The 12564-nt window shown below is 47.3% G+C and carries 11 protein-coding genes; 8 read left to right on the forward strand and 3 right to left on the reverse strand.

The annotated features are described in order from the left end of the window. The first annotated feature begins 29 nt into the window (after positions 1-29). The 3 genes from ABIE27_RS15910 to ABIE27_RS15920 all read left to right on the forward strand — a co-directional run bounded on the left by ABIE27_RS15910 (position 30) and on the right by ABIE27_RS15920 (position 4457). Positions 30-1553, forward strand: a complete 1524-nt coding sequence (locus tag ABIE27_RS15910) for a sugar ABC transporter ATP-binding protein (protein WP_123063074.1) — start codon at positions 30-32, stop codon at positions 1551-1553. Then, positions 1550-2569 carry a galactose/methyl galactoside ABC transporter permease MglC gene (gene mglC / locus ABIE27_RS15915; RefSeq protein ID WP_123063075.1) on the forward strand — a complete coding sequence of 340 codons (1020 nt, stop codon included), beginning with the start codon at positions 1550-1552 and terminating at the stop codon, positions 2567-2569. Before ABIE27_RS15910 ends, mglC begins: the two co-directional genes overlap by 4 nt. A gap of 325 nt (positions 2570-2894) precedes the next feature. Next, positions 2895-4457, forward strand: coding sequence for an ATP-binding protein (locus ABIE27_RS15920; protein ID WP_240036662.1), 1563 nt, complete (start codon positions 2895-2897; stop codon positions 4455-4457). Between the two features lie 161 nt (positions 4458-4618). Here ABIE27_RS15920 and ABIE27_RS15925 read toward each other — a convergent pair whose 3' ends face one another. Next, complete coding sequence (locus tag ABIE27_RS15925) at positions 4619-5773, reverse strand: DUF418 domain-containing protein (protein ID WP_429350934.1); 1155 nt, start codon at positions 5771-5773, stop codon at positions 4619-4621. Positions 5774-6042: 269 nt separating this feature from the next. Here ABIE27_RS15925 and ABIE27_RS15930 point away from each other — a divergent pair, with 269 nt between their 5' ends. The 5 genes from ABIE27_RS15930 to ABIE27_RS15950 all read left to right on the forward strand — a co-directional run bounded on the left by ABIE27_RS15930 (position 6043) and on the right by ABIE27_RS15950 (position 10295). Then, entirely contained in the window at positions 6043-7017 is a 975-nt protein-coding gene (locus tag ABIE27_RS15930) for a helveticin J family class III bacteriocin (protein WP_123063401.1), read from the forward strand. Positions 7018-7236: 219 nt separating this feature from the next. Further along, complete coding sequence (locus ABIE27_RS15935; RefSeq protein ID WP_123063077.1) at positions 7237-8145, forward strand: NUDIX hydrolase; 909 nt, start codon at positions 7237-7239, stop codon at positions 8143-8145. 91 nt (positions 8146-8236) lie between these two features. Then, on the forward strand, positions 8237-8731 hold the full coding sequence (locus tag ABIE27_RS15940; RefSeq protein ID WP_123063078.1) for an NADAR family protein: 495 nt from the start codon (positions 8237-8239) through the stop codon (positions 8729-8731). Next, positions 8715-9728: a TIGR02452 family protein gene (locus tag ABIE27_RS15945; RefSeq protein WP_429350935.1), complete on the forward strand. Its 1014-nt coding sequence runs from the start codon at positions 8715-8717 to the stop codon at positions 9726-9728. Before ABIE27_RS15940 ends, ABIE27_RS15945 begins: the two co-directional genes overlap by 17 nt. A gap of 144 nt (positions 9729-9872) precedes the next feature. Continuing rightward, positions 9873-10295: a macro domain-containing protein gene (locus ABIE27_RS15950; RefSeq protein WP_123063080.1), complete on the forward strand. Its 423-nt coding sequence runs from the start codon at positions 9873-9875 to the stop codon at positions 10293-10295. A 208-nt stretch (positions 10296-10503) separates the two neighbouring features. Here the strand turns inward: ABIE27_RS15950 and ABIE27_RS15955 are convergent, their stop codons facing one another. Continuing rightward, positions 10504-11460, reverse strand: a complete 957-nt coding sequence (locus ABIE27_RS15955) for an ABC transporter substrate-binding protein (protein ID WP_429350990.1) — start codon at positions 11458-11460, stop codon at positions 10504-10506. Between the two features lie 56 nt (positions 11461-11516). Next, on the reverse strand, positions 11517-12560 hold the full coding sequence (locus tag ABIE27_RS15960) for a FecCD family ABC transporter permease (protein WP_429350991.1): 1044 nt from the start codon (positions 12558-12560) through the stop codon (positions 11517-11519). Positions 12561-12564: the final 4 nt, after the last annotated feature.

Here is a 12564-nt window from a genome sequence, read left to right on the forward strand (position 1 = left end):
GCCGGTCAGATGAAAGGGGAAGATAGAAGATGCAATCACCTTATCTGCTGGAGATGAACGGGATTTCCAAAGCATTCCCCGGCGTGCAGGCACTCAGCGAAGTTACACTGAAGGTGAAGCCGGGAACCGTTCATGCGTTGATGGGCGAGAATGGGGCGGGAAAGTCGACCTTGATGAAATGTTTGTTTGGGATGTATCGTCCCGATGCAGGCACAGTGCGCATCGAAGGCAAGGATGTAGAAATACCGAATTCGAAGGCTGCATTGCAGCATGGTATATCCATGATTCATCAGGAGTTGAATCCGGTCCCGCACCGTCCGGTGATGGAAAACATATGGCTGGGACGATTCCCGATGAAGGGTTTTCTGGTTGATGAGAAACGGATGTATGCCGATACGCTGGCACTCTTTCAGGATTTGAACTTGGATATTGATCCGAAGGCACTTGCTGGAACGTTGTCTGTGTCCAAAATTCAATCGATGGAGATTGCCAAAGCGGTATCGTTCCACTCTAAAGTGATTGTGATGGATGAACCGACCTCATCCCTTACAGGTAAAGAAGTGGAGCAATTGTTTACGATGATCAATAAGCTGCGAAGCCGCGGCGTGTCCATCATCTATATCTCACACAAGATGGAGGAAATTTTAACGATTTCGGATGAAGTGACCATTATGCGAGATGGGATTGTTGTAGGCACCTGGGATGCTGCGGATCTGACGACAGACCTGATCATTACACGTATGGTTGGACGTGATTTAAGTGAACGATTCCCGGCAAGGCTTAATGTTCCTGGTGAAGTCATTCTTCAAGCAGAGGGGCTGACGTCGAACCAGACGAATTCGTTCCGGGATGTTTCGTTTCATCTGCGCAGAGGCGAAGTACTGGGCATTGGCGGTTTGGTTGGTGCGCAGCGGACGGAACTGATGGAATCCTTGTTTGGACTGCGTGGACTGGCTTCGGGTACCATTACCATTCACGGCCGCAAGGTGAAGATTAACTCCCCCGCTGCCGCCAAGCGTCATAACATAGCACTATTGACCGAAGAGCGACGAGTGACCGGGATATTCCCCGTGTTATCCGTCTATGAAAATACGATTATTGCAAGCCTTGGTCGTTACCAAAATCGTCTGGGTTTGCTGGACGAGAAGAAGGGACGCGAAGAGGCGCGGGAACAGACGCAAAAGTTCAAAACCAAAACGCCTTCAGTTAACACGCTGATTCGAAACCTGTCTGGAGGCAATCAGCAAAAAGTACTGCTGGCTCGCTGGCTCTTGACTGACCCGGAGATTCTGTTGCTGGATGAGCCAACGCGCGGAATTGATGTCGGAGCCAAGTTCGAAATCTATACGATTATTACGGAATTGGCTCGGCAAGGCAAAAGCATTATCATGATCAGCTCAGAGATGCCTGAACTGTTAGGGATGTCGGATCGCATTATGGTCATGAGCGAAGGACGCCTCACCGGCATTGTGGACGGAGCCGAGGCAACGGAGCAGCATATTATGAGGCTGGCCGCGCAACAGCGGATGGCTGGTCAGGAGGAACACAAATGAATACAACCCTTGTTCATCAAGTGAAGCAATATGTGGCTCAGCGTGCGATTTTTATTGTGCTGATCCTGCTTGTTATCGGTATCGCCATTGCTGATCCGAACTTTCTCGCTTTTTCCACGCTGAGAGATATTTTGCAACAATCCTCCACTCGGGCGATTATCGCGCTGGGTGCGGCTTTCATTCTCGTGACGGGAGGCGTCGATCTGTCGGCTGGACGCGTGGTTGGTCTGACAGCAGTGGTATCGGCATCGATGTTACAGATTGATACGTATGCCAATCGTTTTTTCCCGGATCTGCCGCAATTATGGGTGGGCTTGCCGATCGTAATCGGCATCGTAGCGGGGTTGCTTGTTGGTTTGGTGAATGGCCTTATTGTTGCCAAGCTGCATGTACCCCCTTTTATTGCTACACTGGGTACGATGGTCGCTGTCTATGGTCTGAACTCGATCTATTTCGATACAGAACCAAACCAGTCGCAGCCCATCGGAGGACTCAGACCGGATTTCACGACAATAGGATCAGGTTATATTGATCTCGGTGGAGGGTATTCGATCCCCTACATCGTGCTGATTGCCATTGGAGTTGCACTGATCTGCTGGGTTGTTTTCAACAAAACCCGTCTGGGTAAAAATATGTATGCCATCGGCGGAAACATCCAGGCCGCTCACGTATCTGGTATTCATGTCGCACGAAACCTGATTGCGCTGTATGCGATTGCTGGGGCGCTTTACGGACTGGGCGGTGTATTGGAAGCGGCTCGTACCGGTGGAGCAACGAACAACTACGGTAACATGTATGAACTGGATGCCATTGCTGCATGTGTTGTTGGCGGGGTATCTACGGCTGGCGGAATTGGAACGGTACCTGGTGTGATGGCAGGCGTGCTCATCTTTGGCGTCATTAACTATGGTCTCACCTTTATCGGGGTAAGTCCTTACTGGCAACTGATTATTAAAGGATTGATTATTGTTGCGGCTGTAGCGTTCGATATTCGCAAATACATGGTTAAGAAATAATAGGATCTCCTCTTATTTTTCCAGAACGATTTACCCAATATGGAAAAACAACAAAGAAGCCAGCCCTCATCCATCGAGAGCTGGCTTTGAATACTTTATGATGAATTTTGCGTTGCGTAATACGTGCAGCAATATTAATGTGCACATTTTAACATTGCAATGCATTCATATGTCCTATTGTTTTTGAAAATTATACATTCTTGCGAATTTTAACAGCTTCCAATAATCGACAACATCGGCTAATCATAATCGATATAATATTTGTGTATATGTTTGAAAGTGTGACTTTTGTCTAAGGGGGCGAGGCTATTTGCTAAGTTACACAATGAAGATGGTAATTTTCCCAATAGGTTGTCTGCTTGTCATTGTATCCTCTACTTTACTGGGACAAGCATCGCATCCAACCTTGATGATTGTCACAGGGATTCTGCTAATGATCAGTATATGGGCGGAACGGCGTTATCCATTTTTAACATGGATTCAATGGTTGATTCTTGGTGCATTTCATTATTTCAGTCAACTAAACTGGTGTAATATGCTCTATTATATGCTCATCATTTCAATGATTCAGAACAAGCAGAGAATTGTACACACCTTACCGATTTCAATGCTGCTTATGCTCCAGTATACGATTATCCGCTTGTCATATGTCCCGATAGAACCATACAGTTTGCTCGTGTCATTATTTGATTTGCTGACCGCGGTATTGGTTATTTGGCTATATCATACTTTAATGAACAGTGAATCCGAAAAAAGGAAACTTCGGGAAAAAAATCGGTTTCTTACCCTGCATGATCCGCTTACGGGATTGTTAAATTATGAAGGATACATGGAGGTGCTTCATAAGACGTTGGAGGAAGAACGATCCTTCCTCTTGATTCTTTTGAATGTCAATAATTTCAGCGGTTACAAAAAAGGATCAGATGATCCCTGGTGTGCAGTCATTACGGGCATCGGAAAAAAGATCACGAACCAGTTTCCCGAAGCTTATGGGATATCGAGGTACGCGGGTGACAGGTTTGCCATTGTGATGCCACAAATACCCTATATCGAAGAACGGATATCTTCCTTGCTGTCTAACCAGCTACAGGGATTACAAGTAAGTTATAGCCTATCGCGTTATCCGAGGTCATCACAGACCTTGCAGCAATTCATGACCATTGCGGAAGATCAACTGATCGAGCAACAGCGTAGTCAGTGGATTAAAAATGAAGAGGAAGTGTTTCGTTCCGAAAGACTGCGGGCTGTAGGTGAGCTTGCTGCAGGAATGGCCCATGAGATCCGTAACCCACTCACCGCAATCCGAGGTTTTTTGCAACTGTCACGTGGGCAATCCTTCAATATCGCACCGTGGTATGAAGTGATTATGAGTGAGGTCACAAGAGTCACCGATTTGACAGGAGAGTTTTTACAATTTTCCAAACCTCAAGCCAATCATATGAAACCGGAGAAGCTGGCACATTGTCTGGAGCGGGTGATGTCTTTGACCGAATCGGATGCGGCTTCCAGAGGACATCGGATTACCCTTCATATGCGGGATGAGTCGGTTTGTGTGAACATGGATCGGGATAAAATTGTACAAGTTCTAATCAATCTGATTCGTAATGCTTTTGAAGCGATGTCAGACCCCGGAGAGGTACATATGGATATGATACAGGAAGGGGAGAACGTGTTGATCTCCATAGCGGATACGGGTAGCGGGATTCCTGAGCGTTCGTTAACCGCGATTTTCAACCCGTTTTTTACGACAAAGGAGGAAGGAACGGGATTGGGTCTTGCGCTTTGTCAAAAAATTGCTCAGGATCATAACGGTAAGATTACCGTTCACAGTGAAATGGGGGAAGGTTCCACGTTCACATTGTGTTTGCCTGTGGAGTCGGGCGAATAGTCAGTATTATATGCCAGACCAGCGCAAAAAGGGGGAATAAAGCGTGCTGCGTTCTTTAGCAGTATGGAATAAACAAGGGCTATCCTACGAACTTCATCGGTCATTGATTACGATCAATCATCGATGGAGTTCCGGGATGCCCTTATTTGCGCGAAACGGATTTATAATGTTGTATCTTGAGACGTACTTCCGGGTCTGGGAGAAGGGGAGATCGACAACCTGCGCCACAACCATTCGACTGGACCTAGTGGATATTTGCGTAGCCAGAGGTGTGAGAAAAGCATTAGTAAGAGACATATACCAAGCCACATGAGCAAAATAAACAGAGAAGACGGGCGGCCGCCCAGACCGAGTCCCCATCCATAGAAGAGCGCAGAGGCGATGATATTCTGTACAATATAACAACTCAGCGCCATCTTGCCAATTTCACCGAAACGCTGGAACAGCTTGGGGAAAAGACCTTTTTCCAATCCATAGGCAATGATTCCGAGATAACCAAGGGTAAGTACTGGCGCGCTGATATAACGTACCCAAATATCCATAACTCCACCGGGAACGAGCAACAGCAGATTCAGAGGGATACCTGCCGCAAGTCCGGTAATCATCAGTTTACGGCGCTTACGGCGTCCTGACTCGTCGTTAGAAAATACACCTGTTCGCATGAGCAGTGCCCCTAATAGAAAGAGGAAAACATTCAGTGGGATGATAGCTATCGATTCTGCACGGAAAAAACCGAAATTATTCAGCCGGAACATCGCTTGTTCCCACCACGTTCCAGAAGCGTACAGATGAGTAATGGCATCCATACCGTTGAAGGATGAACCGGATTCGAATGCCAGCAAGGCTGTAATTCCCGTAACGCCGATCACATGTATGCTTCCTGCAATCACCATCATCGTTAGCATAAAGCGCTTGGAGCGATGAATGATCAGGGAAACAATCATGCCAGTAATGGCATAACTCATCAACACGTCATACTCCATTACGAAAATATAATGCAATAGTCCGTCCAGCAGCAGAAGTGCACATGACCAGATATAGACACCAGGCCATGCATAGCCTTCACGAGCTGCTTTTTGGCGTTTCAATTCCATGCCGGCTCCAAATAGCAAAGTGAGCATACCTAGAAATTTCCCATTCACCAAGATGAGCATGATGGTCTGCACCAGACGATCTCCTGAACTCCACCACGGCTCAAGCGCGTTGCCGAATACAAGGTTCAAATCACCAAGGTAAGCAAAAATCCAGATGTTGGTTCCCAAGGTTCCAATAATCGCAAACCCCCGAAGAATGTCGAGTAGGGCAATTCGTTTCATGAAGTCCTCCTTTTTTTGATACATATGAATTAAAAACAATATAACACAGGTGTACTAAAAAGAACTATTAAATTTTAAGGGACATCATGATCATGGGGAAGTGGTCATGTTGAGATTCGCAATTTGTGTTTCTTAATTTGGAAAATATGGTAATATATAATTAATGCAGTATAGTCTCAGAGACCGCCTAATATATCTGATGTATTCCCATTTTTAATGAAAGAGGAGGCACCTGTGTGATTAAAAAACAATCTCTCAACCTTACAACGATGAAGTGGAAAACGATCGTAGCTGCTTTTCTGGCAGTGATGCTATTTGTGATGTCGGTTGTCCCAGCTCTTGCAGCTTCTCCAGGAAAAACCGTAAATGCTTCAGCCAAACTAGCTTATAACCTCAAAGGACTCAAGTTTAACCGAGTTGTTCAGAAGGCTTATATAGCAGACAAGTACGTATATGTAACGCAACGTGTAGGCACGACATGTCAACTATCCAGACTGCTGATTAAAGGCAATAATGCCGAATACGTAGATCATATGACGATTACGAACAGCGGGCATTGCCAGACGCTGGATATGTATACGTACAACGGAGCGAATTATTTTTATTTTAGCTCCAAAGCGGATTCATCATCTGATAATGTCTGGTCACTTCAGGTAGCGAGACTTCAATACTCCGCTGGTAAAACCGTAGACTACACCGATCTTCATCGGTTTACTTATATGAACTATGCGAACAAAAATGGTTCAAAACAGGGAACAACGTACCGAGTGGATGGCGGTGGCAACAGTAACTACACCGTGTTCCGAATTCAAACGAGGGAAAACGGAAAGTCAAACACGGATAAGGTGGTCTGGTCTGTGTATGATACGGCTGCATTAAACAGGTTGCTTGATCAGAACAAGCAGGTCCGCATGGACAGCTCTGCGGCAATTAAAGCAGCAGTGTCCAGTTTCACGCAGTCGGGAAGCGGAATTATTCGGCCAAATGGGTCATTCCAAGGGGTAGACTTGCTTGGTAAGACTCAAATATTTACATCCGGCGGGGCGGAAGGAGATACTCCTCAGATTGCTAAAATCTCAAGTTCAGGCGTGTATCAGTCTCTTGTAAAAATAACGAATGTCGGGAAACATGAGATCGAGGGTGTACAAAACAAGAACGGGAACGTTTATTTTCTGATTGTGACCGATCCAGGAAATAAACAGAATGGGCAGAAAATTTACTACGTTCCAGATAGCGTATTTTAAGAAAGATTTGGTTGGCCTCTGAGAACTACACTGCGATATCCATCTATGGAATTTTATAAAGAGTGTTTTAGTCGTCTTCCTTGCTCTGAAGGTGTAGAGCAAAGAAGGCGGCTTTTTTGATTTTATGGAAGATTTGACCTGCTCGTTACAGTTGTGCTACATTGTTATTAACTATTTGTTAATAACAAAATGTTAATAACAGAATGAGGTGTATGAATCATGTCTCATGGAGACAAAGCGCTTGACCCAGTCAACATTAGCGAAGAAGAGTTCCTAAAAACCTATGATGCCGGAGATTACGAACGTCCCTCGGTTACTGTGGATATGCTCGTATTTACGATCCGAAGCGGAGAGCAGGAAAATTACCGAAAGCTGGCGGAACCGGAACTTGGTTTGCTACTGATTCGCAGGGGAGGTCACCCCTATCTGGGACAGTGGGCACTGCCAGGGGGATTTGTCTCCATGCATGAATCATTGGAGGATGCTGCAAGGCGGGAACTACAGACGGAAACAGGACTAGATGATATTTACCTGGAACAGCTGTATACATGGGGAGATGTAGGGCGCGATCCACGTACAAGGGTCATTAGTTGCTCTTACATGGCTCTGGTGGATAGCAGTGAGCTGGAGCTTCAGGCGGGTGATGATGCCAGCGACGCCAGCTGGTTCCGGGTGGAACAGAAGCTCATCGAAGAGAAACGTCATATTCATGAACGCGGCCGGGTGACAGAGCGCCGAATACAACTTGTTTTGAGCAATGAAACAGAACAGTTGTCGGCCATTGTAGATACCAAAGAGCAAGTAGAAGGGCGAGTGCGAAACAGTAAATTGAAGCTAGTAGATGTTCAAGGGATCGCATTCGACCATGCCCAAATTATTCATTACGCGCTGGAGCGATTACGTTCCAAAATTGAATATACGGATATCGCGTTTAATCTGATGCCGGAGAAATTTACGTTAACGGCGTTGCAGAAAGTGTATGAGATTATTAGCGGCAAAAAACTGCTGGCAGCTGCATTTCGGCGCAAAATGGCAGACTGGGTGACCCCGACGGGTGAATATGCAAGCAGTGCGGGACATCGCCCATCCCGGTTGTACCGATTAGATCCGGAGAGGGAAGCATTGTAGTTGGAGTTAGTCATGAGTAGAAATGGTTCAATCAGAAGGATGTAGGCAATCGTTTGGAATGGAACGAAGTATGGGGTACGAGGTGATATGAATGGAAAAGTTTACGTTTTTCTGGCGGACAGAATCGCCGTTCTCCCAGTGGTTTAAGGCTGATTTCACGGTGAACGGGGTTCAGTATACAAGTGCAGAGCAATATATGATGCATCAGAAAGCACTGCTCTTTGGCGATCAACAGATTGCGGATAAAATTATGAAGACTCGTTCGGCTTCGGTTCAAAAAAAGCTGGGCCGCGAGGTCTCAGGTTTTGACCAGACGACATGGGAAAGCGAGTGCCAGCGCATTGTCTATGAAGGCAATCAGGCAAAATTTACGCAGAACGAGGATTTGCTGGCGGCTTTGCTTGCCACCCGAGGCACAACCCTCGTGGAAGCAAGTCCAGATGATCGGATCTGGGGTGTGGGGCTGGCGGAGGAAGATACGCGTATTCGCAACCGAAAAACATGGCGAGGAACGAACTGGCTAGGTGAGATTCTTACTCGTCTGAGAGAAGAGATAGGAAGGGATAGACATGAGCAACTTCGATAAACAAAATAGACACAACAAAATTAATAATATAAATAATAAGACTACGGGGTCTCGTCATTCTAATACATCAACAGATGACACTGGCGTTAGTTCGCGTTCCGGACGCTCGCGTATAGCGCATCAGACGTTGGACATTCTGGAAGAGGGCGTGTACGTAAACGGATATGATCGTGCTGTTCATATCAAGAAAGACATAGAGCAAGCCATTCAGAGTTCAGTTCTCTATCGGCCCTCAGCGCTTTCTCAACTAGGGGAGCAGCTACGAAATGGAGTACGCATAGAAGAGAAGGCAAGCTCGGCAGGAAACCAACAAGAAGATTCCGAGTCTATGGCGTCCCAAGGGAACCCGGCTCAGATAGAAGTAACCAGTGAAACGACGCTTGCAGCAGCAGCGCGTCTGACCCTGGAGGAAGGCAGAACGGAAGTCGTTTGTTTAAATTTTGCATCGGCAAAAAATCCGGGCGGTGGTTTCCTTGGTGGGAGTCAGGCTCAGGAGGAAAGCCTGGCACGGGCAACAGGGCTGTATCCATGCATTGCCCAGATGACAGAGATGTATGAGTACAATCGCAAGCAGCATACTTGCCTCTATTCAGACCATATGATCTATTCTCCTGATGTTCCCGTGATTCGGGACGACCGTGACCGATTGCTGGATCAATATTACACAGCCTCCTTTATCACCGCTCCGGCGGTAAATGCAGTTGTGGTCAAAGAGCGGAAGGAAGCAACAGATGCAGAGATCAAGTCGGTCATGAAGCAACGCATTCGATATATATTGGAGGTTGCTGCTGTACAAGGTCATAGAACCATCGTACTTGGAGCCTTTGGCTGTGGTGTATTCCGGAATGAACCGGCACAGGTAGCATCGTATTTTGCCGAAGTCTTGCATGAAGAAGGATACAGGGACTACTTTGATCACATCGTATTTGCTATTTATGACCGGAGTGCAGGACAGCAAACGTTGGAGACCTTCAAGCGTCTTTTAGCATCAGGGTGAGCAGGGGAAGTCGAAAAGTACGGACGTCATGTAATAGAACGGACGTTATTGTAACGCCTGATGTGCAGAGCGAAAAAATAAACAGGAAGTTTGTAGTCTCAATAGTGAGATGTGATCGGGCAAGGAAGAGAAAGGGGAACTAACATGCAATTTCATGAACGACAGCAGGATTTGTTTGAACTGGAGCAACAATACGCACTGGCACACTGCATATCCGCCGATGCGCGAATGGGTAAAGGAATCGCGGTGCAATTCAGAGAGCGGTTTGATTTACAGACTCTTCAGGAGCAGGCGAAGCTGGAGCCGCTGGAGATTGGGCGATGTTATCCGGTTGGACGGACGCTGAATCTTGTGACCAAAGCCAAATTTTCGAACAAACCTACGTATTCATCATTAACCCAGGCGGTTGAGTCCATGAGGGATGTCTGCTTGGAGCAAGGAATTACTGAGCTGGCTATGCCTCGAATTGGTTGCGGGTTGGACAGATTGAAGTGGGAGAAGGTCAGCGTAATTATTCAGAATACGTTTGCGGAGATGGATATCGAGATCGTTGTATGTACTGTATGATCGAGTACACTCGGTATGTTGTATCTAAAATAAAAAACCTCAGCTGGGTAAGGAAGCGCGCGAGGTACAGGGAGTAACACTATCACGAAGTCTGATCCCTGTATTCATTAAGCCTGGAGCATGATTCATATGCTCTGCGCTCTCGCAAACGCGCTTCCATTACCGAAGCGAGGTTTTTTGTTGTTTTTATGAATAGGCGAAGCTGGGTTTATTTTTTGGAAAACATCTCTTTTGCTTCATCCATAGCCATCTTGTTCCCAATGGAAGAATAATCAAGCCAAGGCTGTGCCCCGATCGGGTACACATGACCTGCTTTGACAGCTTTCAGTCCCTGCCAGATTGGGTTGTTTTGCAGCTCTTTGAACATCGTTTGTGCTTCATCGTCGGAGTTGACCACGACAAAGATGGCATCGGCATCATAGTCTGGCAACACTTCGCGGGATACAACCTGATACGGCTTGGAGGTATCCATGTCTTTAATGCCTTTGGCTGGATTCAGTCCGAGATCATCGTACAAAATAGGGCCCATAGGACGGCGTGTGCTGAATACACGTAATTCCTTAGCTGTGACACGAATGGCCATGACGGTGCCGTCACCGATCTGATCATGAATTAGCGATTTAACTTCTTTTGTTTCTGTCTCGTAGTCCTGAATATATTGCTCCGCTTCCTTCTCCCGATTCACCAGTTTGCCAATCTCTTTCAGGTGATCCCGCCATGTGCCATCGTCCAGATTGAACACATGTACAGGTGCGATTTTTTCGAATTTGGCCACATCGTCACCGGAAAACTCCTCATCGAGATAGATCACATCCGGTTTAAGCGCAAGCAGGGCTTCCATATCCGGGTCTTTGACGGGGCCAAGTGGTGTCGTATCTTTCAGGCGATCAGCCACATGGGACAGGAAGCCTTTCGCTTCACCGCCGATGACAGAACCGACAGGCGTGATCCCGAGGGAAAGCAAATCATTGGTCAGGTGGATGGACATGGAAGCGATACGTGGTTCACCCGAAGCTGTGCTGCTATTTGAAGGGTCGGCGGAGGTACTTGTGTTAGCATTGGTGTTTGAATCGTTTGCGCCCGATGTGGACGTCTTGGCTGTCCCGCAGGCTGCAAGTACCAGCACCAAACTGATCGTCAGCAAAAGCATAAGATTTTTCTTCAACATAATTTTCGTTCTCCTTGAACATCTCATGGATGCAATTGATATTTTTGATAGTTTTATTTCGTTCGTACAAGCAGGTATAAAAAATAGGGCGCGCCAATCGCGGCTACAACAACACCCGCTGGAATGGCGTTTGGTGCAAATATCGTCCGGCCGACCGTATCGGCTGTCACCAGAATCACCATGCCGATCAGCCCGGCGGCGGGAATCAAGTGCCGGTGCAGTGGCCCGACCAGTCTGCGTGCCAGATGAGGGGCGGCGAGTCCAATGAAGCCAATACCTCCAGCTACAGATACGCTGACCGCAGATAAAGCAACGGCGGAAAGTAGCAGCAGGATGCGCCGCGAACGCACGGGTGTGCCGATGCTGGTCGCAGCGGCATCCCCTAGATGGAAGGCGTCCAACGTTTTGGAACGGCTCCAGATATAGGCGATGCAGATCACGATCCAAGGTAGCAAAGCCTGTACATGAATCCAGTCACGCCCCCACACACTGCCTGCAAGCCAGCGTGCAGCGAAGGAATACGTGTCCTCGTCCAGACGCAGCGACAGGTAAAGCGTAAGCGCATGGAATCCAGCAGCAACAGCAATGCCGACCAGAATTAGTTTAATCGGTGACACACCGCTGTTTCGGTCATAGGACAGTAGCATAATAATCAGCGCGGCAGCTACACTGCCGGCAAAAGCAAAGAGTGGAATCAACAGTGCTACTGAGGTATCCATGCTGAATGACAGGCTGACAAAAACCATTAGCCCAAAAGCCGCCCCGGCATGCAAGCCCAGAATCCCCGGATCGGCAAGTGCATTGCGTGTAATGCCTTGCAGCGCAGCGCCTGCAATTCCCAATCCAGCTCCGGCAAGAACGGTGACCAGAATGCGGGGCAATCGGTAGTCAAACAGGATGATCTGATCCTGTTCGCTCCCTTGTCCCAGAAAGGTCTGCAGGGCGGCCAGAGGGGATACGCGAACTGTACCTGTATTCAGGCTGATGAGAATCACCAATGTTGCGAGACAGAGCAGTACAGTGCTGATAAGTACCGCTCTTTTGCCACGAGAGGTTTGATTAAACTTCTCTAAAGTAAATCTGACGACGGATTTCATTCCC

The organism is Paenibacillus sp. 4624, from assembly GCF_050435065.1.
In the GTDB taxonomy this organism is placed as follows: domain Bacteria; phylum Bacillota; class Bacilli; order Paenibacillales; family Paenibacillaceae; genus Paenibacillus; species Paenibacillus amylolyticus_D.